A 25,726-nucleotide genomic window follows, 5' to 3' on the forward strand; every position below is an offset into this window, starting at 1 on the left:
ACGCCCGCCGCCCGAGCGGCGGCAACCTTCCCGAGGAGCGAGTGACGATGTTCGTGGGTTCGGTGCCGGAGGCCTTCGGCGCGCAGGCAGCTCGTACCCCCGAGGCCGTGGCGGTGCGGTGCGCCGGGCGCAGCCTCACCTACCGGGAGCTGGACGACCGGTCGGAACGCCTGGCCGGGCTGCTGGCCGTCGAGGGCGCCGGTGCGGAGCGCCCCGTGCTGGTGCTCATGGACCGCACCGTCGACCTCGTCGTCGCGCTCCTCGCGGTGCTCAAGACGGGGGCGCACTACCTCCCGCTGCACCCGGCCCACCCGCGCGAGCGGATGCAGTGGACCGCGGACCGCAGCGGGGCCCCGGTGCTGCTGACCGACTCCGTCATGGCCGACCGGGCCCCGCGGGTCCCGGCCACCGTCCTGGCCGACCTGCCCGGGGCCGGGGCCCCGGCGCGCCCCCGGCAGGCGGCGCGCCCGCTGCCCGGGCAACTCGCCTACGTCATGCACACCTCGGGCTCCACCGGCACACCCAAGGGCGTCGCCGTCACCCACCGCAACGTCCTGGACCTGGTGGGCGACGCCATGTTCGCCGCGCCGGGCGCCCACGAACGCGTCCTGCTCGTCGCCTCGTACGCGTTCGACCCCGCCACCTACTCGGTCTGGTACCCGCTGCTGAACGGCGGCACCGTGGTGCTCGCCACCGAGCAGGAACTCACCGTGGACCGGCTCGCGGAGCTGATCGGCCGGGAGCGGATCACCGCCGCGGAGATCCCGGCCGGCCTGTTCCGCGTGATGGCCGAGGAGCACCCGGAGTGCTTCGCCGGCATGCGCGAGGTGCTCACCGGCGGCGACGTCGTCCCGGCCACCGCGGTGCGCACGGTCCTGGAGCGCTGCCCCGGCATCGTCGTCCGGGGCACCTACGGCCCCACCGAGACCACGCTGTACGCCGCCCAGCACCCCTGGACCCGGGCGGTGGACGTCCCCGACCAGGTCCCCCTCGGCGATCCGCTCGACGGCATGCGCGCCTACGTCCTCGACACCGCCCTGCGTCCCGTCGCCGACGGCGAGACCGGCGAGCTGTACCTCGCCGGCGCGGGTCTGGCCCGCGGCTACGCCCAGCGCCCCGACCTGACGGCGGAACGATTCGTCGCCGACCCGTTCGCGGCGGACGGCTCGCGCATGTACCGCTCCGGCGACCTCGCGCGCCGCACCGCCGGCGGACTGCTGGAGTTCGCGGGCCGCGCCGACGACCAGGTGAAGATCCGCGGGTACCGCATCGAACCGGGCGAGGTCCAGGCGGCCCTCGCCGACTGCCCCGCCCTGCGCCAGTGCGTCGTCACGGCCCGCGAGGACACCCCCGGAGACAAGCGGCTCGTCGCCTACCTCGTGCCCGGGACGGGGGCCGACGCGGCCGACGCGACCGCCGCCGCCCGCGCCCACCTGGAACATCGCGTGCCGGCGTACGCGCTGCCCGCGGCCTACGTCGTCCTCGACCGGCTGCCGCTCACCGCGAACCACAAGGTCGACTACCACGCCCTGCCCGCCCCCACCACGGGCGGCACCGGCCGCACCCCGCGCACCGACCGGGAAGCGCTGCTGTGCCAGCTCTTCGACACCACCCTCGGCGTGACCGGTTCCGGCATCGACGACGACTTCTTCGCCCTCGGCGGCGACTCGCTGCACGCCATCCGCCTGGTCAGCCGGATCCGCGGCGAACTCGGCGTCGACCTCTCCCTCACCGCCGTCTTCGACCACCCCACGGTCGCGGACCTGGCCGAGGCGACCCGGCAGGCGCCCGCCGCCCGCCCCGCCCTCGTACCGGCCGCCCGACCCGAGGTGATCCCGCTTTCCCCCGCCCAGTACCGCATGTGGTTCCACAGCCGCCTGGACGGCGGATCCGCGGCCTACGTGCTGCCCGTCGCCGTACACCTCACCGGCACCCTCGACCCGGCCGCCCTCGAAGCGGCCCTCGGCGACCTCTTCGACCGGCACGAGGCACTGCGCACCGTGTTCCCCGAGCGGGACGGCGAGCCCCACCAGGTCATCCTGCCCGTCGGCCGGGTCCGCCCCGGCCTGCCCGTGGAACACGTACCGGACCTGACGGCACAGCTCGCCGCCGCGGCGTACGTCCCGTTCGACCCGACCACCGAAGTGCCGCTGCGCGCCCGCCTGTTCGCGGCCGGACCCGACGAACACGTACTGCTGCTGACGCTCAACCACATCGGCACCGACGGCTGGTCGATGCAGCCGCTGACCCGTGAACTCGAACAGGCCTACACCGCGCGCCTGGCCGGCGAGGCACCGCGCTTCGCACCCCTGCCGGCCCAGTACGCGGACTACACCCTGTGGCAGCGCGAACTCCTCGGCGACGGCCACGACCCGGCCCATCTGGCCGCCCTGCAACTGGAGTTCTGGCGCCGGACGCTCGCGGGCACCCCCGCGGAACTGGAACTGCCCACCGACTTCCCCCGGCCGAAGGCCGCCGGGACCCGCGGCGGAGTGGTCCCCCTCGACCTCGGACCCGAACTGCACACCGCCCTGACCCGGTTGGCCCGCACCACCCGCACCAGTGTGCCGATGGTCCTCCAGGCGGCCGTGGCCACCCTGCTCACCCGCGTCGGCGCGGGCACGGACATCCCGCTGGGCACCACGGTCGCCGGCCGCACCGACGCGGCCCTCGACGGCCTGATCGGCTTCTTCGTCAACACGCTGGTCCTGCGCACCGACACCTCGGGCGACCCCGCCTTCCGCACCCTCCTGGAGCGGGTGCGCGAGGGCGCGCTGGCCGCCTACGAGCACCAGGACGTGCCGTTCGACCAGGTCGTGGAGGCGGTCAACCCGGACCGCTCGCTCTCCCGCCACCCCCTGTTCCAGACCATGCTCACCATGGAGAACGCGGGCGGCTACGGCTTCGCACTGCCCGGACTCACCGCGCGGACCGAGGAACTGCCCGCCACCACCGCCAAGTTCGACCTCCTCTTCGGCTTCACCGAGCGCTACGACGACCACGGCATGCCCGGCGGACTCACCGGCCGCCTGGAGTACGCGGCCGACCTGTTCCGGCCCGCCACGGCCGAACTCCTCGCCCGCCGCTTCGCCGCCCTGCTCACCCGGGCCCTCGCCGACCCCGAGCGGCCGATCGGCGACCTCGACCTGTTCCTCGACGGCGAACGGGAGCGGGAACTCACCACCGCCGACGCCACCCGCGTCGCCCTGCCCCCCGCCTCCCTTGCCGACCAGCTGCACGCGCAGGCCACCCGCACCCCCGGCGCCCTCGCCGTCAGCGCCCCCGACGGCGAACTGACCTACGCGGAACTGGACGAACGCGCCAACCGGCTCGCCCGGCTGCTGCTGGCGCACGGCGCCGGCCCGGGCAGCTACGTCGGCGTGCTGCTGCCGCGCGGCGCCCGGCTGACCGTCGCCTTCGCCGCCGTCCTCAAGGCCGGCGCCGCCTATCTGCCGCTCGACCCCCAATACCCGCAGGAACGCACCGAGTTCGTCCTCGACGACGCCCGGCCCACGCTCTGCCTGACCGACCACGCGGGCACGGACCGGCTCACCGGCCCCGTGCTCGACCTGGACGACGCCGACGTCGCGGCGCGGCTCGCGGCACAGAGCGCGGACGCCCCCACCGACGCGGACCGCCCCGCCCCGCTGACCCCCGAGACGCCCGGCTACATCGTCTACACCTCGGGCTCCACCGGCCGCCCCAAGGGCGTCGTCCTGCCCGCCCGCGTGCTGCTCAACCTGCTGGCCTGGAACGCCACCGTCTTCCCGTACACACCCGGCGCCCGGGTCTCCCAGTTCTCCGCGGTCGGCTTCGACGTGTCCGAGCACGAGATCCTGATGGCGCTGCTCAACGGCAAGACGCTGTGCGTGCCCGACGAGGAGACCCGGCTCGACGCGGCCCGGCTCGCCGCCTGGCTGGACACTGAGCGCATCACCGAGTTCTTCGCCCCCGACCTGGTGATCGCCGCCGTGTACGAGGCCGCCGCCGAGCGCGGACTGCGACTCGACGCGCTGCGGCACGTCGCCCAGGCGGGCGAGGCCCTGCAACTGACCGGACCCGTCCGCGCCTTCCACACGGCCCGTCCGGACCTGCGCCTGCACAACCACTACGGCCCCTCCGAGACCCACCTGGTCACCAGCGCCACCCTGCCCGCCGAGGTGGCCGACTGGCCGCTCACCGCCCCCCTCGGCGACGGCATCTGGAACACCAGGCTGTACATCCTCGACGAGCGCCTGCGGCCCGTGCCCACCGGCGTCCCGGGCGAGCTCCACCTCGCCGGCGACGTCCTCGCCCACGGCTACCTGCGCCGGCCCGGCCTGACCGCCGAACGCTTCGTGGCCGACCCCTTCGGCGCCCCCGGCGAGCGCATGTACCGCAGCGGCGACCTGGTGCGCCGGCGGACCGACGGCACCCTGGCCTTCCTCGGCCGGGCCGACGACCAGGTCAAGATCCGCGGGGTCCGCGTCGAACTCGGCGAACACAACGCCCTGGTCGGCGCCGTGCCCGGCGTGGCGCACGCCGCCACCGTGCTGCGCGAGGACACCCCCGGCGACAAGCGACTGGTGTCCTACGTCGTCCCCGAGCCCGACGCCGCCCCCTCCGCCGACGCGCTGCGCCGCGCGGTCGCCGCGGCCGTGCCGCCCGCCGCGGTCCCCTCCGCGTTCGTGGTCGTGGCGTCCCTGCCGCTGACGGCCAACGGCAAGCTCGACCGCCGGGCACTGCCCGCGCCGGTCTACGCGGGCACCTCGGACCGCCTTCCGGCCACCGCCGAGGAGCGGGTGCTGTGCGACCTGTTCGCGGAGGTCCTGGGCGCCGAGACGGTGGGTCTGGACGACGACTTCTTCGCCCTCGGCGGTCACTCCCTGCTGGTGACACGCCTGGTCAACCGGGTGCGCGGCGCGCTCGGCCGCGAGCTGCCCGTGCGGGACGTCTTCGAGGCGCCCACGCCCGGCGGCCTGGCCGCGCTGCTGACGGCCGCGGCCACGGCGCGCCCGGTCCTGGCGGCCACGGACCGCCCGCGGCCGCTGCCCGCCTCGGCGGCCCAGCAGCGCCTGTGGTTCCTCGACCGGCTCGAAGGCTCCGGCACCACCTACAACCTGGCGACCACCTACCGGGTGCGGGGTGCGCTGGACGTGTCCGCGCTGGAGTCGGCGCTCGGTGACGTGGTGGCGCGGCACGAGAGTCTGCGGACGGTGTTCCGTGAGGTCGCCGGCGAGGTGGTCCAGGTGGTCACCGAGCGGGCGGACGTGGTGGTGCACCGTGTTGCCTGCGCCGAGGACGACTTGGATGGTGTGCTGGGTGAACTTGGTGCGTATGTCTTCGACTTGAGCCGTGACCTGCCGTTGCGGGCGACTCTGGTCCGGCTGGGCGAGGACGATCACGTTCTGATGCTTCTGCTGCACCACATCGCGGCCGACGCGGCGTCGATGGCGCCGCTGGGCGCGGATCTGTCGGCGGCCTACCGGGCCCGGCTGGCCGGTCACGCCCCCGCGTGGGAGCCGTTGGCGGTCCAGTACGCCGACTACACGCTGTGGCAGCGGCGGTTGCTCGACTCGGTCGAGGAACCCCAGCTCGCGTTCTGGCGGGAGGCCCTCGCAGGTCTCCCGGTGGAACTCGACCTCCCCACCGACCGGCCCCGCCCCGTCTCGCCCTCGTTCCGCGGCGCAGCCCTGGAAACCGAGCTGAGCCCCGAACTGCACGGGCGCCTGGCCGAGTTGGCGCGGTTGACGGGGACGACGCTCACCATGGTGGCGCACGCGGCGCTGGCCACTCTCCTCACCCGTCTGGGCGCGGGCACCGACATCCCGCTCGGCACCCCGGTCGCCGGCCGCATGGACGAGGCACTCGACAACCTCGTCGGCTTCTTCGTCAACTCCCTGGTCATCCGCACCGACACGGCGGGGGATCCGGAGTTCCGTGACCTGCTGGCGCGGGTCCGGGAGGCGAGCCTGGCCGCCTACAGCCACCAGGACGTCCCCTTCGAGCGGGTCGTGGAGACCCTCAACCCGCCCCGCTCCACCGCCCGCCACCCCCTCTTCCAGATCATGCTCCAGGTCACCGACGAGACGGGTGCCGACCTGGACCTGTGCGGTACCCCGGTGGAGGGGCACGCGGCCAACCGCGACGGCGCCAAGTTCGACCTGTCACTGAACCTGCGGACCACCACGGACGCGGACGGCCGCCCCGGCCCGCTCCGGCTCGCCACCGGCTACAGCGCCGACCTGTTCGACAAGGACACCGTGGCCGGTCTCCTCGACCGCTTCACCCGCGTCCTGGACGCCGTCGCCGCCGACCCCGGCGCCCGCATCGGCTCCCTCGACATCCTCGATGCCGAGGAGCGCGCGGCCCTGCTGACCGCGCCGGCACCCGTCACCGGACCGGAAGCCACCCTGCCCGAACTGTTCGCCGCGCAGGCCGCCCGCACGCCGGACAACGTCGCGGTGGTCCACGACGGCGAGCACACCACCTACGCCGAACTCGAAGCCCGCGCCAACCGGTTGGCCCACCTCCTGGCGGCGGAGGGCGCCGGCCCCGACCGCCTCGTCGCGGTCGCCCTGCCCCGGTCCACCGACCTGGTGGTGGCCCTGCTCGCCGTGCTGAAGGCGGGCGCCGCCTATCTGCCGGTCGACCCCGACTACCCGGCCGACCGGATCGCGTACATGCTCCAGGACGGTGCCCCCGTCCTCCTGGTGACGGCCGGGGACCTCGCGGAGCGGCTGCCGGGCGACACCCCTGTCCTGCCGCTCGACACGCCCGAAACGGCGCGACGCCTGGCACAGGCACCGGCGACCGCCCCGGACCCCGGCGGCCTGCTGCCCGGGCACACGGCCTACGTCATCTACACCTCGGGTTCCACGGGCCGCCCCAAGGGCGTCGTCGTACCGCACCAGAACGTCACCCGCCTGTTCGCGGCCACCCGCCCGTGGTTCGGCTTCGACGCCGACGACGTGTGGACGCTCTTCCACTCGTACGCCTTCGACTTCTCCGTCTGGGAACTGTGGGGCCCGCTGCTGTACGGCGGCCGGCTCGTCGTCGTCCCGCACACGGTCAGCCGAACCCCGGCGGACTTCCTGCGACTGCTGGCCGACGAGCGCGTCACGGTGCTCAACCAGACGCCGTCCGCCTTCTACCAGCTCGTCCGGGCCGACGCCGAGAACCCGGCCGTCGGGGACCGGCTCGCGCTGCGCACCGTGGTGTTCGGCGGCGAGGCGCTCGACCTGCGCCGGCTCGGCGACTGGTACGAGCGCCACGCCGACGACGCCCCCGTCCTGGTGAACATGTACGGGATCACCGAGACCACGGTGCACGTCACCTACCAGGCCCTCGACCGCGAGAGCGCGGCCGCGCTGCCCGGCAGCGCCATCGGCGAGGCCATCCCCGACCTCGGCCTGTACGTCCTGGACGACCGGCTGCGCCCGGTTCCCGCCGGGGTCCCAGGAGAGCTCTACGTCTGCGGCGACGGCCTCGCGCGCGGCTATCTGGGCCGGCCCGGCCTGACCGCGGACCGCTTCGTCGCCTGTCCCTTCGGGGGGCCGGGGGAGCGGATGTACCGCACCGGAGACGTCGTGCGGTGGACGTCCGCCGGCCGCCTGGAGTACGTGGGGCGTGCCGACGACCAGGTCAAGGTACGTGGTTTCCGTATCGAACTGGGCGAGGTCGAGGCCGCGTTGGGCGGTTTCGCTTCGGTGGCTCAGTCGGCGGTGGTGGTCCGTGAGGACCAGCCCGGTGACAAGCGGCTGGTGGGGTACGTGGTGCCCCGGGCCGGTGCGGAGGTCGACCTCGTCGGCCTGCGCGGCCACCTCGCCGACGCGCTGCCTTCGTACATGGTTCCTTCGGCGTTCGTGGTCGTGGAGCGCCTGCCGCTGACGGCCAACGGCAAGCTCGACCGCAAGGCGCTGCCCGCGCCGGTCTACGTCGGTACTTCGGCCCGTGTTGCGGCCACCGCCGAGGAACGGGCGCTGTGCGACCTGTTCGCGGAGGTCCTCGGCGCGGACACGGTGGGTGTGGACGACGACTTCTTCGCCCTGGGCGGTCACTCGCTGCTCGTCACCCGCCTCATCGGCCGGATCCGCGCCCACCTCGGCTACGACCTCTCCGTGCGCGCGGTCTTCGAGGCGCCCACGCCCGGCGCACTGGCCGCGCGCCTGACGGCCCGGGACGCGACCCGTCCGGCCCTGACCGTGACGGACCGTCCGCAGCCGGCGCCCGCCTCGGCCGCCCAGCAACGCCTCTGGTTCCTCGACCGGTTGGAGGAGCGAAGCACCACGTACAACCTGCCCACCGTCCACCGGGTGCGGGGTGCGTTGGACGTGTCCGCGCTGGAGTCGGCGCTCGGTGACGTGGTGGCGCGGCACGAGAGTCTGCGGACGGTGTTCCGTGAGGTCGCCGGCGAGGTGGTGCAGGTGGTCACCGAGCGGGCGGACGTGGTGGTGCACCGTGTCGCCTGCGCCGAGGAAGACCTGGACGGTGTGCTCGGTGAACTGGGCGCTCACGTCTTCGACTTGAGCCGTGACCTGCCGTTGCGGGCGACTCTGGTCCGGCTGGGCGAGGACGATCACGTTCTGATGCTTCTGCTGCACCACATCGCGGCCGACGCGGCGTCGATGGCGCCGCTGGGCGCGGATCTGTCGGCGGCCTACCGGGCGCGGCTGTCCGGCCGGGCGCCCGCTTGGGAGCCGTTGGCGGTGCAGTACGCCGACTACACGCTGTGGCAGCGGCGGTTGCTCGACTCGGTGGAGGAGCCCCAGCTCGCGTTCTGGCGGGAGTCGCTTGCCGGTCTGCCGGTGGAACTCGACCTCCCCACCGACCGGCCGCGTCCTGCCGCGCCGACCAACCGCGGCGCAGCCCTGGAAACCGAGCTGAGCCCCGAACTGCACGGGCGCTTGGCCGAGTTGGCGCGGTTGACGGGTACGACGCTCACCATGGTGGCGCACGCGGCGCTGGCCACTCTCCTCACCCGTCTGGGCGCGGGCACCGACATCCCGCTCGGCACCCCGGTCGCCGGCCGCGGCGACGAAGCCCTGGACGGCCTCATCGGCTTCTTCATCAACACCCTCGTCATCCGCACCGACACCTCCGGCGACCCGGAGTTCCACGATCTGCTGGCGCGGGTCAGGGAGGCGAGCCTGGCCGCCTACAGCCACCAGGACGTCCCCTTCGAGCGGGTCGTGGAGACCCTCAACCCGCCCCGCTCCACCGCCCGCCACCCCCTCTTCCAGATCATGCTCCAGGTGGAGCTGGACGACGCGCCGGGACTCGCGCTGCCGGACGCCGAGGTGGAAAGCCTCGAAGGCACCCTGGACCAGGCGAAGTTCGACCTCCATCTCACCCTGCGGGCGCACACGGACGCCGACGGCCGCCCCGGCGCCGTCCGCGCCACCCTCGACTACGCCACCGACCTCTACGACGCGGCCACCGTGGCCCGCCTGCTGGACCGCCTCACCCGCCTCCTGGACGCCGTCGCCACCGACCCAGGCGCCCGCATCGGCTCCCTCGACATCCTCGGCGGCGACGAGCGCGAGCAGCTCGCCGCGTGGAACGACACCGCCGAGCCGGTGGCGCCCACCACCCTGGCCCGGCTGTTCCAGGCGCAGGCCGAGCGGACCCCCGACGCCCCCGCCCTGATCGCGGACGGCACCACGCTCACCTACGCGCAACTCGGCGCCCGGGTGAGCCGCCTGGCCCGGCTGCTGATCGAGCGGGGCGCGGGCCCCGAGCGGCTGGTGGCGGTGGCTCTGCCCCGCTCCGCCGACCTGGTCGTCGCGATCCTGGCCGTCGTACAGGCGGGAGCGGCATACCTGCCGGTGGACCCCGACTACCCGGCCGAGCGCATCGCGTACATGCTCCAGGACGCCGCCCCCGCCGTGGTGATCAGCGACCGCGGCGTCGCCCCGAGCCTGCCGCAGGGCGTGGCGCCGCTCCTGCTGGACAGCCCGCTGACCGTCGCGGCACTGGCCGCCCAGGAAGCGGGACCGCTGGACGACGCGGAACGAGCACGGCCCCTGTCGCCCGCCCACCCCGCCTACGTGATCTACACGTCCGGTTCCACCGGGCGCCCCAAGGGCGTCATGGTGCCGCACCAGGGCATCGTCAACCGGCTGCGGTGGATGCAGGCGGAGTACGCGCTGAAGGCCGACGACCGGGTGCTGCAGAAGACGCCCGCCAGCTTCGACGTCTCGGTCTGGGAGTTCTTCTGGCCGCTCCTCGAAGGCGCGACCCTCGTGGTGGCCAAGCCACAGGGCCACAAGGACCCCGCCTACCTCGCCGAACTGATCCAGCGTCAGAAGGTCACGACCGTACACTTCGTGCCGTCCATGCTGGCGGTGTTCCTCCAGGAGCCGGCCGCGGCCGAGTGCACCGGGCTGCGCCGGGTCATCTGCAGCGGTGAGGCCCTCCCGGCCGAACTCGCCCGGCGGTTCCGGGATGTCCTGGACGCGGGCCTGCACAACCTCTACGGGCCCACCGAGGCATCCGTCGACGTCACGTACTGCGCGTACCAGCCGGACACCACCACGGCGACGGTCCCGATCGGCCGGCCGGTGTGGAACACGCGCCTGCACGTGCTGGACGCGACCCTGCGTCCGGTGCCGGTGGGCGTCCAGGGCGAGCTGTACCTGGCGGGCGCCCCACTCGCCCGCTGCTACGTCAACCGTCCCGCGCTCACGGCCGAGCGGTTCGTGGCCGACCCCTTCGGGGGGCCGGGGGAGCGGATGTACCGCACCGGAGACGTCGTGCGCCGGCTCGCGGACGGCAGCCTGGAGTACGTGGGGCGTGCCGACGACCAGGTCAAGGTGCGTGGGTTCCGCATCGAACTGGGCGAGGTCGAGGCCGCGTTGGGCGGTTTCGCTTCGGTGGCGCAGTCGGCGGTGGTGGTCCGTGAGGACCGGCCCGGTGACAAGCGGCTGGTGGGGTACGTGGTGCCCCGGGCCGGTGCGGAGGTCGACCTCGTCGGCCTGCGTGGCCACCTCGCCGACGCGCTGCCTTCGTACATGGTTCCTTCGGCGGTCGTGGTCGTGGAGCGCCTGCCGCTGACGGCCAACGGCAAGCTCGACCGCAAGGCGCTGCCCGCGCCCGTCTACGCCGGCACTTCGGACCGTCTCCCGGCCACCGCCGAGGAACGGGCGCTGTGCGACCTGTTCGCGGAGGTCCTCGGCGCGGACACGGTGGGTGTGGACGACGACTTCTTCGCCCTGGGCGGTCACTCGCTGCTCGTCACCCGCCTCATCGGCCGGATCCGCGCCCACCTCGGCTACGAGGTCCCGGTCCGGACCGTCTTCGACGCCCCCACGCCGGGCGCACTGGCCGCACACCTGAACACGGCGGACGCCGGCCGCCCGGTCCTCGCCGCGACGGACCGTCCGCAGCCGGTGCCCGCCTCGGCCGCCCAGCAGCGCCTCTGGTTCCTCGACCAGCTCGAAGGCCCCGGAACCACCTACAACGCCCCCGTCGCCTGCCGCATACGCGGCGCGCTGGACACGTCCGCGCTGGAGCACGCGCTGCGTGACGTCGTCACCCGGCACGAGAGCCTGCGCACCGTGTTCCGCGAGGTCGCAGGCGAGGTCGTCCAGGTGATCCGCCCGGACGCGGACCTCCCCCTGCGCCACGTCACCTGCCCCGCACACGATCTGCACACGGTGCTCGACTCGCTCGGCGGACACGTCTTCGACCTGAGCCGGGACCTTCCGCTGCGCGCGACCCTCGTCCGGCTCGGCGAGGAGGACCACGTCCTGCACCTGCTCTTCCACCACATCGCCCACGACGGCGCCTCCATGCGCCCGCTGCACGAGGACCTCTCGGCGGCCTACCGCGCCCGCCTGGCCGGTCACGCCCCCGCGTGGGAGCCGTTGGCGGTCCAGTACGCCGACTACACGCTGTGGCAGCGGCGGTTGCTCGACTCGGTCGAGGAACCCCAGCTCGCGTACTGGCGGGAGGCCCTCGCCGGTCTCCCCGTGGAACTCGACCTCCTCACCGACCGGTCCCGCCCCGCCACCCCGACCTACCGCGGCGAGGTGTTCGAGGCCGAGCTGAGCCCCGAACTGCACGGCCGCCTCGCCGAGTTGGCGCGGGCGACGGGTACGACCCTCACCATGGTGGCGCACGCCGCGCTCGCCACCCTCCTCACCCGTCTGGGCGCGGGCACCGACATCCCGCTCGGCACCCCGGTCGCCGGCCGCGGCGACGAAGCCCTGGACGGCCTCATCGGCTTCTTCATCAACACCCTCGTCATCCGCACCGACACCTCCGGCGACCCGGAGTTCCACGATCTGCTGGCGCGGGTCAGGGAGGCGAGCCTGGCCGCCTACAGCCATCAGGACGTCCCCTTCGAGCGGGTCGTCGAGGCCCTCAACCCGCCCCGCTCCACCGCCCGCCACCCCCTCTTCCAGATCATGCTGGAGGTGGCCACCGGTTCCGGCGCGCCCGTCGACCTGCCCGGCGCCGAGGTGGAAAGCCTCGAAGGCGCCCTGGACCAGGCGAAGTTCGACCTGAACCTCACCCTGCGGGCGCACACGGACGCCGACGGCCGCCCCGGCCCCGTCCGCGCCACCGTCGGCTACGCGACCGACCTCTACGACGAGAGCACGGCACGGCGGCTCTTCGACCGCCTCGCCCGCGTCCTGGACGCGGTCGCCACCGACCCCACCGTCCGCCTCGGCGCCATCGACATCCTCGGCGGCGACGAACGCGACGCGCTGGCCCTGCTGGCGGCGGGCCCGCGCCCCGCCGACCGGTTCCAGGAGGACTCGCTCCAGGAGGCCTTCCGGCACCAGGCACTGCGCACCCCGGACGCCGTGGCGGTGCGCTGCGCCGGCCGCAGCCTCACCTACGCCGAACTCGACGCCCGCGCCAACCGCCTGGCGCACCGGCTCATCGCCGCCGGCGCGGGCCCCGAGCGGCCGGTCGCCGTCCTGATGAGCCGCACCGTCGAGCTGGTGGTCGCCCTGACGGCCATCCTCAAGGCCGGTTCCTACTACGTGCCGCTGCACCACGCCTCACCGCTCGACCGCATGCAGGTGGTCCTCGCCGAGTGCGGTGCCGAGGTCCTGCTCACCGACGAGGTGATGCGCGAGCGTGGCCTGCCCCGGGCGGGCACCGTCGTCATGGTCGAGGAGACCGGCGCGGACACCTCCACGCCGGCGACCGACCCGGCGGTGGCGGGCTTCCGGCAGCAACTGGCCTACGTGATGTACACCTCCGGCTCCACCGGCAAGCCCAAGGGCGTGGCCGTCACCCACCAGAACGTGTTCGAGCTGGTCAACGACTCGATCTTCGTCCCCGGCGACCACGACCGGGTGCTGCTCCTGACGCCGTACGAGTTCGACCCGTCCACCTACTCCTTCTGGTACCCGCTGCTGCACGGCGGCACCAGCGTCATCGCGCCGGAGGAGGACCTCACGGTCGAACGGCTGGCGCGGCTGATGCAGTCGGAGCGGATCACGGGGGTCGATGTGACCGCGGGCCTGTTCCGCGTCATGGCCGAGGAGTACCCCGAGTGCTTCGCCGGGGTCCGGGTGGTCATCACCGGCGGCGACATCGTGTCGCCCGTCGCCGTCCGCAAGGTCCTGGAACACTGCCCGGACCTGCTGGTGCGGAGCAACTACGGGCCGACGGAGACGACGCTGTTCGCGACCTCCGCGCCGTGGCGCAAGGCGTCGGACGTGCCGGCGCCCGTCCCCATCGGGCGCCCCCTGGACGGCATGGCCGCGCATGTCCTCGACGACGCGCTGTGCCCGGTACCCGTCGGCGTGACGGGCGAGCTGTACCTGGCGGGCACCGGTCTGGCCCGGGGGTACCTGGACCGGCCGGACCTGACGGCCGACCGCTTCGTCGCCTGCCCCTTCGGGCGGCCGGGGGAGCGGATGTACCGCACGGGCGACCGGGTGCGCTGGACGGCGGACGGGCTGATCGACTTCGTCGGCCGCGCCGACAACCAGGTGAAGATCCGCGGCTTCCGCATCGAACTGCCGGAGATCGAGTCCGTCCTCGCCGCCTTCCCCGGCGTCCGCCAGATCGCCGTCCTCGCCCGCGAGGACCGGCCCGGCGACAAACGGCTCGTCGCCTACGTCGTCGGCGACACCGAGATCGACCTCGACGCACTGGACCGGCACGCCCGCCAGGCCCTGCCCGAGTACATGGTCCCGGCCGCCGTCCTCGTCCTGGAGCGGCTGCCGCTCACCCCGAACAACAAGGTCGACTACCGGGCGCTGCCGGCCCCGGCACTCCCGCCGCGCGACGGACGCCCGCCGCGCACCCGCACCGAGGCGGTGCTGTGCGATCTGTTCGCCGATGTGCTCGGCACGGACGGCATCGGCATCGACGACGACTTCTTCGGCCTCGGCGGCCACTCCCTGCTGGCCACCCGGCTCATCAGCCGCATCCGCGGCCGCTTCGGCAGCGAACTGTCGGTGCGCGCCCTCTTCGAGGCGCCGACGGTGGCCCTGCTGGCCGGCCGGCTCGACGGGGACGAGGCCGGCGACGGACTCGGAGTCCTGCTGCCCCTGCGCACCCAGGGCACCCGCCGCCCGCTGTTCTGCGTCCACCCGGCCATCGGGCTGAGCTGGTGCTACAGCGGACTGCCCAGCCGACTGGGCCTGGACCAGCCGGTCTACGGGCTCCAGTCCCCGGGCTTCGGCGAGCCGGACGGCACCCCGCCGGCCTTCGAGGCGCTGCTCGACCGGTACGTGGCGGAGATCCGCACCGTGCAGCCCGAGGGGCCGTACGCGCTGCTCGGCTGGTCCTTCGGCGGCACCGCGGCGCACGCGCTGGCGGTACGGCTGCGGGAGCTGGGCGAGGAGGTCGCCTTCCTCGGGATCCTCGACGGCTTCCCCGGGCACGCCGACCGCACGGCGCGGCCGGTCGGCCACGACGACCCCGAGGTGTGGCCGGCGATCAGGGACTCGGTGGGCCACGACCCGGCCCACCCGGACAGCCCGCTGGCCGCCCTCGGACCGGCCGGACTCGACGCCCTGGCCCGGGTGTTCGTGGACGTCACCAACCTGCGCGGCACCTTCGACTCGGCGGTGTTCGACGGGGACCTGGTCCTCTTCACCGCCACCGAAGGCGCCACCGTGCGGGAGCCGGCCCAGGCCTGGCGGCCGCACGTCACGGGACGCATCGAGGTCCATCCCGTCGACTGCGCCCACGGTGAGATGACCGCGCCCGGACCGCTCACGGCCATCGGCCGGGTCGTCGCCGGCCACCTCGACGCCCTCGCCGGCACCGAGGACCCCGGCACCGAGGACCCCGGCACCGAGGACCCCGGCGCCTGACCACCCGCCCGTACCCCTCGCCACCACTCCACGACCCTCACGAACCCCTCACAGGAACCGAGGCAGCCCATGTCATCCGGCCCTCACCGGGAACGCGTCGTCATCAAGATCGGCACCTCCTCGCTCGTCTCCGACGGGCGGCCCGACCCCGGCAAGCTCGCCGCGCTGGCCGACGCCGTCGTACGGCTGCGCGGCGAGGGCATCCAGCCGGTCGTCATCGGCTCCGGCGCCATCGCCGTCGGCAACGCCCTGCTGGCCGAGGCCGGCACCGCCGCGGACGGGCCGGCCGCCCGGCAGGTCGCGGCGGCCGTCGGACAGGGGCTGCTCTTCGAGGCGTTCCGCGTGGCCCTCGCCGCCCGTGGCCTGGTGGCGGCGCAGATCCTGCTCACCCCGCCCGACCTCACCGGGCCCGAGCACCGCGAGGCCGCCAGGGCGGTCCTCGAAGGCGCCCTCGACGCCGGTCTCGTACCCGTGGTGAACGAGAACGACGCGGTCATGGTGCGCAACAACGACGTACTGGCCGCCCTGCTCGCCGGCGCCCTGGGGGCCGGCCGGCTGCTGCTCCTGACCGACGTGCCCGGCCTGTACGAGAGCGACCCCCGCCGGGACCGGCACGCCCGCCGCGTACCGGAGATCGCCGTCATGACACCCGAGGTCGAGCGGCTGGCCGGTGCCGCGGCCCGCGGCCTCGGCACCGGCGGCATGGCCGCCAAGCTGTGCGCGGCCTGGATCGCCACGCTCGCCGGCGTCCCCGTCGTCATCGCGGGCGCCGACACCGAGGACGCGGTCGTGCGGGCGATGGCCGGCGACGACATCGGCACCCTCGTCCATCCCCGGGTGCCGGAGAAGGACCTGGACCTCGGCCGGCTGTGGCGGTCGCTGTCCGAGCCGCCCGCGGGCCGGCTCCTCTGCGCCCCCGAGGGCGCCGCCGTCCTCGCCGACGGCGGCGTACTGACCATCCGTCACATCAAGTCACACGAAGGCCAGTTCGGGCCCGGCGCCGTCGTCGACGCGGTCGGCGACGACTGGCGGGTCATCGTCCGCGGCCGGACCCGCCTCGGCTCCGGCGAACTGGCCGGACCCATCGGGCCGGACAGCGGCCCCACCGTGCTCCACCCCACCGATTACGTCACCATCCCGGAGGCCTGACATGACCACTGTTCCCACTGCCACCGCGTCCGTCACGGACGTCTGCCGCCGCGCCCGCGAGGCCTCCTACGCGGTCCGCGAGCTGACCACCGCGGTCAAGGACCGGGTGATCGCCGAGATGGCGGACGCCATCGACGCCGCGGGCGAGCGGCTGAAGGAGGCCAACGCCCTCGACCTGGCCGCGGCCCGCGAGAGCGGCACCTCCACCACCCTGATCGACCGCCTCACCCTCACCGACAAGCGCATCGCCGGCATGACCCAGGCGATGCGTACGATCATCGATCTGCCGGACCCCGTCGGCCAGGTGGTCGAGGGCCGCACCCGCCCCAACGGCATCCAGATCGAGCAGGTCCGCGAGCCCCTCGGCGTCGTCGCCGTCATCTACGAGGCCCGCCCCAACGTCACCGCCGATGTCGCCGCCCTGTGCCTGAAGTCCGGCAACACCGCCGTGCTGCGCGGCTCCTCGATCGCCCAGCACACCAACGCGGCCATCGCCGACGTGCTCACCGAGGTGCTCGCCCGCCAGGCGGACGTGCCCACCGACGCCGTCCAGCTCATCCGCGACTCCTCCCGGGAGGCCGCCCTCGAACTGCTCAAGGCCGAGGGGTACATCGACCTCCTCGTGCCGCGCGGCGGACCGGGCCTCATCAAGACCGTGAAGGACAACGCCACCGTCCCCACCGTCATCGACGGCGACGGCAACTGCCACGTCTACGTCGACGCCACCGCCGACCCGGCCATGGCCACCGACATCGTCGTCAACGGCAAGACCTCCCGGCCCAGCGTCTGCAACGCCGTCGAGACCCTGCTCGTCCACCGGGACCTCGCCGACAGCTGGCTGCCGGGCGTCCTCGACGAGCTGAAGGGCCTCGGCGTCGAGGTACGCGGCGACGAGCACACCCGCGCGGTGTGGCCCGACGCCGCCCCCGCCGAGGACAGCGACTGGGAGACCGAGTACCTGGACCTGGTGCTCGCCGTGAAGGTCGTCGACGACCTCGACGCCGCGCTGCGCCACATCAACCGCTACGGCACCCGCAACGCCGAGGCGATCGTGGCCCAGGACATCGCGGTGGCCCGCAGGTTCGCCCTCGCCATCGACTCCGGCAGCGTGTTCGTCAACACCTCCACCCGCTTCTCGGACGGCGGCGAGTTCGGCTACGGCGTCGAGATCGGCGTCTCCACCCAGAAGCTGCACGCGCGCGGACCCATGGGGCTCGCGTCGCTCACCTGCGTCAAGAACGTCGTGTGGGGAAGCGGGCAGATCCGTGTTCTGTGACACCCCCCGTCCACCCCTGCGGCCCCTGCCGCCGACTGCCACCGGCCTGTACCCAACGGAGAACGACACCACCATGACCGTGCAGACACTGCGGCACTCCAGTCTTATGGACTCCCTGTCGGAGGCCTCGTCGATCAGGACGAACAACCGGATCTACGAACTGCGCGCGGCCGGCGTGGACATCGTCACGCTGTCGCTCGGCGAGGCCTTCTTCGACCTGCCCACCCCCTCCTTCGAGGGCATGTCCGGCGCGCAGATCCACCACTACTCGCACTCCCGCGGCGTCCCCCTGCTCCGCCAGAAGCTGGCCAAGTACCACGAGACCTGCTCCGGCGCGCCCGTCGACCCCGAGACCGAGATCATGGTCACGGCCGGCTCCAAGGCCGCCATCTTCATGGCGCTGACCGCCCTCCTCGAACCCGGCGACGAGGTGATCATCCCCGAGCCGCTGTGGGTCAGCTACCCGGACCAGGTGCGCCTCGCCCGCGGCGTGCCGGTCATGACCCCGTGGTACGAGTCGGTCGGCGATCTGGAGCCGTACATCACGCCCCGCACCCGGGCCATCGTCGTCAACAACCCGCACAACCCCACCGGCCGGCGGCTCGGCGCGGCCGAACTGGCGGCGCTGCACGAACTGGCCGAGAAGTACGGCCTGTTCCTCGTGTCCGACGAGGCGTACCACGAGTTCGTGCCGGAGGGCGAGGTCTTCGTCTCCGCCCTGGAGCACGACCCGGACAAGCGCCACACCATCGTGTGCAACTCGATGTCGAAGAACTACGGCATCTCCGGCTGGCGCATCGGATACCTCATCGCCGACCGGTACTTCATGAACCAGGTGATCAAGCTCCAGCAGCACATGGTGACCTGCGCGCCGACCATCCTCAGCCACTACCTGGCCGAGCACTTCGAGACGATCCTCGACCACACCCGCCCGCAGATCCGCCGGGTCGTGGCCACACGCAACCGGATGGCCGGCCTGCTCGCGGACCGCGGCGTGCAGTGCCTGCCCGGCGACGCCACCTTCTACCTCTTCGTCTCGCTGGGCGAGTCACGGCTGAACTCCACCGAATTCGCCGAGCAGTTGCTCACCCGTCACGGCGTCGCCGTGGTTCCGGGCATCGGCTACGGCGCCTCCTGCGACCGGTTCGTCCGCGCGGCGGTGGGCGCGGAGAGCGACGAGCGGCTGGTGCGCGGCATGACCGCGATCGCCGACCTCGTGGCGGCGACCCGATGACGGCCCACGCCGACGGCACCGTCGCCCTCGTCGGCTGCGGACGGATGGCCCGCGCCCTGGTGCGCGGACTGATCGCCGCCGGACACCCCCCACAGCGGCTGACCGGGGTGTCCCGGACCGGCCGCGGGGCCCGGGCGCTGGCCGAGGAGTACGGCATCCGGACGGCCGGCACCGTGGCGGCGGCGGTGCGGGACGCCTCCGTCGTCGTCCTGGCCGTCCACCCGCACGAAACCGCCGACGCGCTCGCCGAGTTGGCCGGCGCAACGACCCCGCGCCACCTGCTGCTCTCGCTCGTCGCCTCCTGGCGCACCGAGGCCATCGCCGCGCGACTGCCGGACGTGCCCGTCGTCCGCGCGGTGCCCAACGTGGCGGTCGCCGAGCGGAACGGCGTGACCGTGCTCGGCGACACCCCCGACGGCACCGCCCTGGCCGCCGCCCGCGGCCTGTTCGACGGGCTCGGCCAGGTCCTCGTGCTCGACGAGGACCTGCTGGAGGCGGTCAGCGCGCTGTCCGGGGCGGGCCCCGCGCTGGTCGCCGGCTTCGCCGAGGCGCTCGCCGCGGCCGGCCGGGCCCAGGGGATACCGGCCGTGACCGCCGACCTGCTCGCCGCACGAGCGGTATGCGGCACGGGCGCCCTGCTGGCCGGGGGTGCGACCCCCGCGGCCGTGATCGACTCGGTAGCCTCCCCGGGAGGCATGACCGAAGCGGCGCTGCGCCGGCTCGACGAGGGCGCCTTGCCCGAGTCCGTACGGCAGGCGGTGGACGCGGCGGTCCGCCTCTCCTACGGACGGCTCGTGACCGCCTGAGCCGCGACCGCACCACCCGGGCCGCTCCGCACCCGCGCCGTCCCGCGCCGCCGCGCGACCCGCACCCAGACCTGGAGAGAAGATGAGCAACGATCCGCCCCTGCCGAAGGCCTTTCGGCGTGTCTGGGCGGCCGCGTCCGTGTCGTCGTTCGGCGACGGCGTCTATCTGACCGCCCTCCCCCTGCTCGCCGCGAGCCTGACCCGTGACCCGCTGCTCCTGTCCGTGATATCCGCGGCCGCCCTGCTGCCCTGGCTGCTGTTCGGGCTGGTGGGCGGCGCGCTGGTGGACCGGTGGGACCGGCGGGACACGATGTGGCTGACCGACGCGGCCCGCGCGCTGCTGCTGCTCGCGGCGGTGGCCGGCGCCGCCGCCGGCCTGCTCAGCGTGCCGCTGCTCATCGCCCTCGCCTTCGTGCTGGGCATCGGGCAGATCCTCTTCGACACGGCCTCCACCGCGTACCTGCCGGAGCTGCTGGACCGGGACCCCGCCAAGCTGAAACCGGCCAACGCGCGGCTGCGCGGCTCGGTCGACGTCCTGGACGGTTTCGTCGGACCACCGTCGGGTTCGCTGCTGTTCACCCTCGGGCGGACCGTGCCGCTGCTCGTGGACGCCGTGTCCTTCCTCTTCAGCTCGCTCGTCATCCGCACCCTGCCGGCCACCGCGCCCCGGCCCCGTCCCGCGCGCCGTCCCCTGCTCAAGGAGGCGGCGGACGGCGGCAGATACCTGCTGGGCAACCCGCTGCTGCTCGGTCTGTCCCTGCGCCCCGCGCTCGGCAACTTCGCCTTCAGCGCGGGCACTTCGGTCTTCGTCCTGTTCGCGCAGGAGAAGCTGCACCTGGGAGCCGCCGGGTACGGCCTCCTGCTCAGCTGCGAGGCGGTGGGCGGTTTCCTCGGCAGCATGCTGTCGGCGCGGATCAGCGACCGGCTGGGCACGGGCGGCGCGCTCATCCTGACGGCGGTGCTGCTCACCGTCGCCCAGACGTCCATCGGGCTGACCAGCAGCGCGGTCCTGGCCGGCATCGCGCTGGCCCTGCGGGCGGCGGCGCTGAGCGGCACGATCGTCCTGTCCGGCGCGGTCCGGCAGACGATCGTGCCGGACGAGCTGATGGGCCGGGTGGCCGCGGCCGGCCGGCTGCTGGGCCTGGGTGCCGCTCCCCTCGGGGCGCTGCTCGGCGGCTGGCTGGCGACGGTCGGCGGCCTGCGCGCCCCCTACCTCGCGGGGGCCGTCTTCCTCGCGGCGAGCACCCTGATCAGCCTGACGATGACCTCCAACCGCAAGGTGGAGGCGGCCCTGGCCGCGGCCGAGCGCGCCCGGGCCGAGTCCGCCGGGCGGGCCGGGGACGAGGAGGTGACGGTGGCCGCCGAGGCGGGGAACCGAGAGGTCAGGGGCGGGGACTGAGAGTCCCGGAGCGGCGGTGGTGGGCGCGGGCCCGGCAGCCCGGCCGGTGCCGGCCGCCCCGCCCGTTACTGGAGCAGCCCGCGCTGGGCCGCCACGAAGCCCGCCTGGAAGCGGCTGCGCGCGTCGAGCGTCCCCATGAGCTGGGCCACGACCCTGCGGTACGAGCGCAGGGCCATGCCCATCTGGCGGGCGGCCGTCTCGTCCTTGGTGCCCAGGGCCAGTTGGCGCAGCACCTCGCGGGAGACGGGCGGCAGTTCGTCCGGCTCCGCCGGCCCGGCCTCCGCCTGTTCCCCGGCCGGCACGGGCATCGTCAGGGAACGAGCGAGCAGGGGAGTGAAGGGCAGTCTGCGCCCGATGAGGGCGCCGTCGCTGTAGTCCTCGCCGTTGCGGGCCAGTACGACGACGGACCGGTCGATGATCGCCATCCGGGGATTCTCCCCGGGCGCGGTGTGGACCTGCATCCCCTCCCTGGCCAGTTCCGCGAGGCCGTGCTCCGGGCGATCGGCCCGGTGGGACGGGGGCGTCGGAGCGTAGATCTTCACACTGACGCCGGTGCTGCCGCTGACGCTGTGCGCGGCGGTGATGTCCACCTGGTCCTGGACGGAGCAGGTCGCCGGCATCGACAGGAGGACCTCCCGCCGCGCGTCATGGATGGCCCGACGCACTTCCGCCGCGCCCGCGTAGTTCATCTGCATGGCATCCCCCTCGATCTTTGTCATGCCCAGTAGAAGGGTCTTGGCAAACTGTTGTCAACCACTTGCCAAGCCGAGGGGTCGTGTGAATTCGCAGGTGGGAAGCCTTTTGGTGACTCCCGACGACTGCGGTCGCCGTAACGGAGCTGGTACCGGGTGTTTTTGGGTGCGCGTTCGATCATTTTCGAGACAACCAAGTGGCAAGATGGTTGCCTTGAGCTTTGACAGGCTTCATGGCCGTACGGGGGTTGGTTTCATGTCCGACAGTCGTGTTCAGGTGACCGGGCAACCGGCGTTCGGCCGAAGACTCCGCGCGCTCCGCGTCGCGCGCGGGCTGTCACAGGCCGAGCTGGCGGGCCCGGAGCTGTCGGCCGCCTATCTGTCACGACTGGAGTCGGGCACCCGTCCGCCCACCGAGCGCGTCCTGTCCCTGCTCTGCGCCCGCCTCGACGTCACGCCCGCGGATTTCTCGCCACCGGTCGGCAGCCCCCTGGCGCGCGCCCTCGCGGCCGTCGCCACGGCGGGCGGGGCACCGCGCACCGCCCGGGAACTGGAGGAAGCCCTGAGCAAGGACGAGGACGGCGACGCCGCCCTGCGCTGGCAGGCGCAATGGCTGCTGGCGGACTACTACCACGCCGAGGGCCGGCACCACGACGAGATGCGGCTGCTGCCGGAACTCATCGCGCTCAGCGACGCGATCGACCTGCCCGACGCCCGGGTGAGGTCCCGGGTCCGGCTCGCCCGTCGACTGCGCGCGATCGGCGACCTGACCGAGGCGCGCGCCGCCGCGGAGGACGCCCACACACTGTCGCTGACCTGCCGACTGCCCGACCAGGACGTCGCCGAGGCGGCGCTCACCCTCATCTCCGTCGACGCGGCGACCGGACAACTGGCCGAGGCGCGACGAAGAGCCGACGAACTCGCCGAGTCGCTGGGCCGGAGCACCGGGGACGGCCCGCACGGCCAGGTCTCGAAGCGGCTGAGGACGGAAGTCCTGTGGACCGCCGCCGCGGTGGCCCTGCGCCAGGGCGACCGGCAGGCCGCCACCGACCGGCTCCGGGCCGCCCTGGACGGCATGCCGAGCAACGAGGACCCCGTGCTGTGGCTGCGCCTGCGGCTGGCGGCGGCCTCCATGTACCTCCAGATGAACCCGCGCGACACCGAGCAGGCGGCCCGTCACCTGGCGGACGCCGCCGCCTCGGTGGCCGTGATCGGCACCCCCCTCCAGCGCCTGGAACTGCTGCTCCTCCAGTGCCGCCTCGCCTTCCACGAGGGCAGACTCACCGACGCGCGCGCCCTCGACGAGCTCCTGGACCCCTGTCCCGAGGGCATGGCTCACCGGGACCTGGTCACCCTGGCCGTCCTGCGCAACCAGATGGCCCTGCTCGACGGCGACCGCGCCACCGCCGTGGCCGAACTGGAGCGCCTGGCCAAGGAAGCGCACGAGTCCGGCAACGTGGAACTCGCGGGCGAGATCTGGCGCGCCCTCGCGGAATCGCTGGCGGGGGCGTGACGCGGGGGCCGTGACGTGGAGGCGAGGCGCGGGGGCCGTGACGTGGAGGAGAGGCGCGGAGGAGAAGCGCGAAGTCAGCCCTGTCTCCCGGCCCAGTACGCGGCCCGTACCTCCCCCTCCGCGAAGTCCCGGCGCGGCAGACGCAGGCCGAGGGACTCCTCCAGGGCGTGGAAGTACAGGTCGAACGTGCTGGTCAGTTCGGGGTGGTCCAGCTCGGCGCGGCGCACGGCCCGGTTGAGGAAGTCCAGCTCGCCGCCCCGCAGATAGGGAGCGCGGCCGTGCTCGTACCAGATCAGCTCCAGCGCGCCCCAGCCGTCGTCGACGCGGCGGCCGTCCCGGATGTAGTCGAAGGTGTAGATGGCCTTCGCGGAGGTGGCGGTCAGCCACACGCTCTCCTTGATCCCGAGCGCCTCGTACGCCTCCTTGTCGGCGAAGGACCCCGGCGGCGTGTCGTGGTGCAGCAGGAACGTCCACCCGCCGGCCTGCCCGAAACAGCAGCTTTCCCACTGGCGGTCCCAGTGGGCCCGGCCGCCGTCCACGGCCCGCAGGTCCTTCAGCCGGGTGCCGGCCGCGACCTGCGCGGGGTCCGCCCCGTACAGCAGGGCCAGCCGCTCGGCGTCGACACTCGACCCGGGCGCCGCGCGGAAGAAGGCGAGGGTCGTGTACGGGTCCTGCTCACGCCAGGACTCCGCTATCCAGGCCAGCCCCTCCAGCGGGTCACGCCCGCACGCCGCCACCGTCCCCGTGTCCTCCAGGCCGCCACCGCGGAACCGTCTGCCCCACACCGGGTCGATCCGCTCCAGCGCCTCGGCCACCTCCTCCAGGCTGTCTCCGCGCCCGCGCATCGCGGCCTCGGCGATCAGATAAAGCACCTGTTCGAGGTCGCGGGTGGCGAAGACCTCCCGATAGGGGCCGTGTTGGCCGCGCACCGTGCCGTCCGCGTCCAGCAGCAGACACAGCCCGCCGTCCGACGCCTCCGCGGCACGCTCGGTCCACTCGTCCAGTTCGTCGTCCGAGAGGGCCACGGGCGGCAGCCCGACATCCTGGAGCAGGGGGTGTTCGGCGGCCTTCCGCCGCCAGGCCTCCGCGAGTGTCCGCTTGGTGATCTCCATGGCGTGAGCATAGGAAGGGCCACTGACAACGGCGCCCGGCGTGGGCGGGCAGCCCCGCGACCGGCAGGCCCTCATGGTCGAACGCTTCGGACCCTCGGGCGACGTGCGGTATCACTGGTCGATGGACGACGCGCAGATCGCCTGGTCGCGCGACGGCAGGGTGTTCCTCACCGGCCGCCTCACGACGATCGGCAGCGTCAGCACCGTCCAGCAGTCCTGGCTGTGGTCCTGGGCGAACGAGTCCCTGCCCCGCGCGGTCGTGGGTGACATCGAGCGGGTCCGGCGGTTCGGCGAGGAGAACGACTACCCCGTCCTGCCGTGGCCGGGCTTCGACCACCACCTCGAACTCGTCGCCGAGGCCCGGCTGGTCACGTACAACTCCACTTCCTGATCCACGACTTGGCGCGCACCGCCGAATGACGGCGACGGGCGCCCACGCCAGTGGTCGTTCGCGGAGAGGGCAGGATTCGAACCTGCGTGGACCCCTGGGGGTCCGACCGTGAGGCGTGCTCAGTGGTCCCCGATCAGCCGCTCCGGGCACCTCTCCATGTGCGCGGCTCCGGGGGGCGGTGCCCGTTGCCGTTCACATGGAAGAGAGTGACAGGCGGCGCTGACGCGGCACCGACGCGGTGCTGACCGGGGCCTGACGAGTGTCCCTACGCCTCGCCGGTTCCGGCCAGTTGATATGTGTATTGGCCATTCGTGTCACAGGAATGTCTCAGCGCCAGATGCCGCGCAACCGGCGTGACGGAGGTGCTGTCTGGATAGTCGCAAGGCCCGCTCACCAGGAGCGGGACCCGTCCCCAGGGGGAAATCGATGCGCGTTCGGAAGATCTCGATGCTGGCTGTCGCCGGTGTGGCCCTCGGCCTGTCGCTCACGGCCTGTAGCGGCAGCGGCTCCGACAGCGCCGCGCCCTCCTCGGCCGCTTCCTCCGCCTCCACGAGCACCGCACAGCCGGTCCCGTCCGCTTCCGGGGCCGCCCAGGGCTCGACCCCCACCACGCCGCCGGCCACTTCGAAGAAGCCCGGGGTGAGTTGTACCAACCAGATCGACTACGCGGGTGACCCGAGGTCGAACGCGGAGATCAACAGCATCGGCGAGAAGACGGGTCACTGCCCCGCGCCGGAGAAGGGCACCAAGCCCTCGGGCACTTCGAAGAAGCCCGGGGTGAGTTGCACGAACCAGATCGACTACGCGGGTGACCCGAGGTCGAACGCGGAGATCAACAGCATCGGCGAGAAGACGGGTCACTGCCCCGCGCCGGAGAAGGGCACC

11 protein-coding genes and 1 pseudogene are annotated in these 25,726 nt (G+C 73.4%); 9 read left to right on the forward strand and 3 right to left on the reverse strand.

The window, feature by feature from the left end:
- Positions 1-47: 47 nt before the first annotated feature.
- From AB0927_RS09975 to AB0927_RS10000, 6 genes are all read left to right on the forward strand, one after another.
- The gene (locus tag AB0927_RS09975) at positions 48-15,269 is read left to right on the forward strand and encodes a non-ribosomal peptide synthase/polyketide synthase (protein WP_366667113.1); all 15,222 of its coding nucleotides are present in this window, start codon (positions 48-50) and stop codon (positions 15,267-15,269) included.
- Between the two features lie 69 nt (positions 15,270-15,338).
- Positions 15,339-16,418 (forward strand): glutamate 5-kinase, encoded by a 1,080-nt coding sequence (proB, locus tag AB0927_RS09980; protein WP_366667043.1) that lies wholly within the window; start codon positions 15,339-15,341, stop codon positions 16,416-16,418.
- Between the two features lies 1 nt (position 16,419).
- Complete coding sequence (locus AB0927_RS09985; RefSeq protein WP_366667044.1) at positions 16,420-17,694, forward strand: glutamate-5-semialdehyde dehydrogenase; 1,275 nt, start codon at positions 16,420-16,422, stop codon at positions 17,692-17,694.
- 73 nt (positions 17,695-17,767) lie between these two features.
- On the forward strand, positions 17,768-18,928 hold the full coding sequence (locus tag AB0927_RS09990; RefSeq protein ID WP_366667045.1) for a pyridoxal phosphate-dependent aminotransferase: 1,161 nt from the start codon (positions 17,768-17,770) through the stop codon (positions 18,926-18,928).
- The gene (locus tag AB0927_RS09995) at positions 18,925-19,734 is read left to right on the forward strand and encodes a pyrroline-5-carboxylate reductase dimerization domain-containing protein (protein ID WP_366667047.1); all 810 of its coding nucleotides are present in this window, start codon (positions 18,925-18,927) and stop codon (positions 19,732-19,734) included. The genes AB0927_RS09990 and AB0927_RS09995 overlap by 4 nt, the downstream gene beginning before the upstream one ends.
- An 82-nt stretch (positions 19,735-19,816) precedes the next feature.
- A complete protein-coding gene (locus AB0927_RS10000) occupies positions 19,817-21,133 on the forward strand; it encodes an MFS transporter (RefSeq protein ID WP_366667048.1) in 1,317 nt (438 codons plus the stop codon).
- A gap of 65 nt (positions 21,134-21,198) precedes the next feature.
- On the opposite strand, the gene AB0927_RS10005 is transcribed toward AB0927_RS10000, so the two are convergent.
- The gene (locus AB0927_RS10005) at positions 21,199-21,852 is read right to left on the reverse strand and encodes a hypothetical protein (RefSeq protein WP_366667050.1); all 654 of its coding nucleotides are present in this window, start codon (positions 21,850-21,852) and stop codon (positions 21,199-21,201) included.
- A gap of 229 nt (positions 21,853-22,081) precedes the next feature.
- Here AB0927_RS10005 and AB0927_RS10010 point away from each other — a divergent pair, with 229 nt between their 5' ends.
- Complete coding sequence (locus tag AB0927_RS10010) at positions 22,082-23,338, forward strand: helix-turn-helix transcriptional regulator (protein WP_366667051.1); 1,257 nt, start codon at positions 22,082-22,084, stop codon at positions 23,336-23,338.
- Positions 23,339-23,412: 74 nt separating this feature from the next.
- Here the strand turns inward: AB0927_RS10010 and AB0927_RS10015 are convergent, their stop codons facing one another.
- Complete coding sequence (locus tag AB0927_RS10015; protein WP_366667052.1) at positions 23,413-24,450, reverse strand: hypothetical protein; 1,038 nt, start codon at positions 24,448-24,450, stop codon at positions 23,413-23,415.
- Between the two features lie 40 nt (positions 24,451-24,490).
- Between AB0927_RS10015 and AB0927_RS10020 the strand changes: the two genes are divergently transcribed.
- Positions 24,491-24,841 (forward strand): DUF6882 domain-containing protein, encoded by a 351-nt coding sequence (locus AB0927_RS10020; RefSeq protein WP_366667053.1) that lies wholly within the window; start codon positions 24,491-24,493, stop codon positions 24,839-24,841.
- A gap of 61 nt (positions 24,842-24,902) precedes the next feature.
- On the opposite strand, the pseudogene AB0927_RS10025 reads toward AB0927_RS10020, so the two are convergent.
- Positions 24,903-24,997: pseudogene (locus AB0927_RS10025) on the reverse strand.
- 270 nt (positions 24,998-25,267) lie between these two features.
- Between AB0927_RS10025 and AB0927_RS10030 the strand changes: the two are divergent.
- Positions 25,268-25,726: hypothetical protein (locus tag AB0927_RS10030; RefSeq protein ID WP_366667054.1), on the forward strand; the 459-nt coding region annotated here is incomplete at its 3' end.

The organism is Streptomyces sp. NPDC048106 (genome assembly GCF_040706415.1).
Lineage (GTDB): Bacteria > Actinomycetota > Actinomycetes > Streptomycetales > Streptomycetaceae > Streptomyces.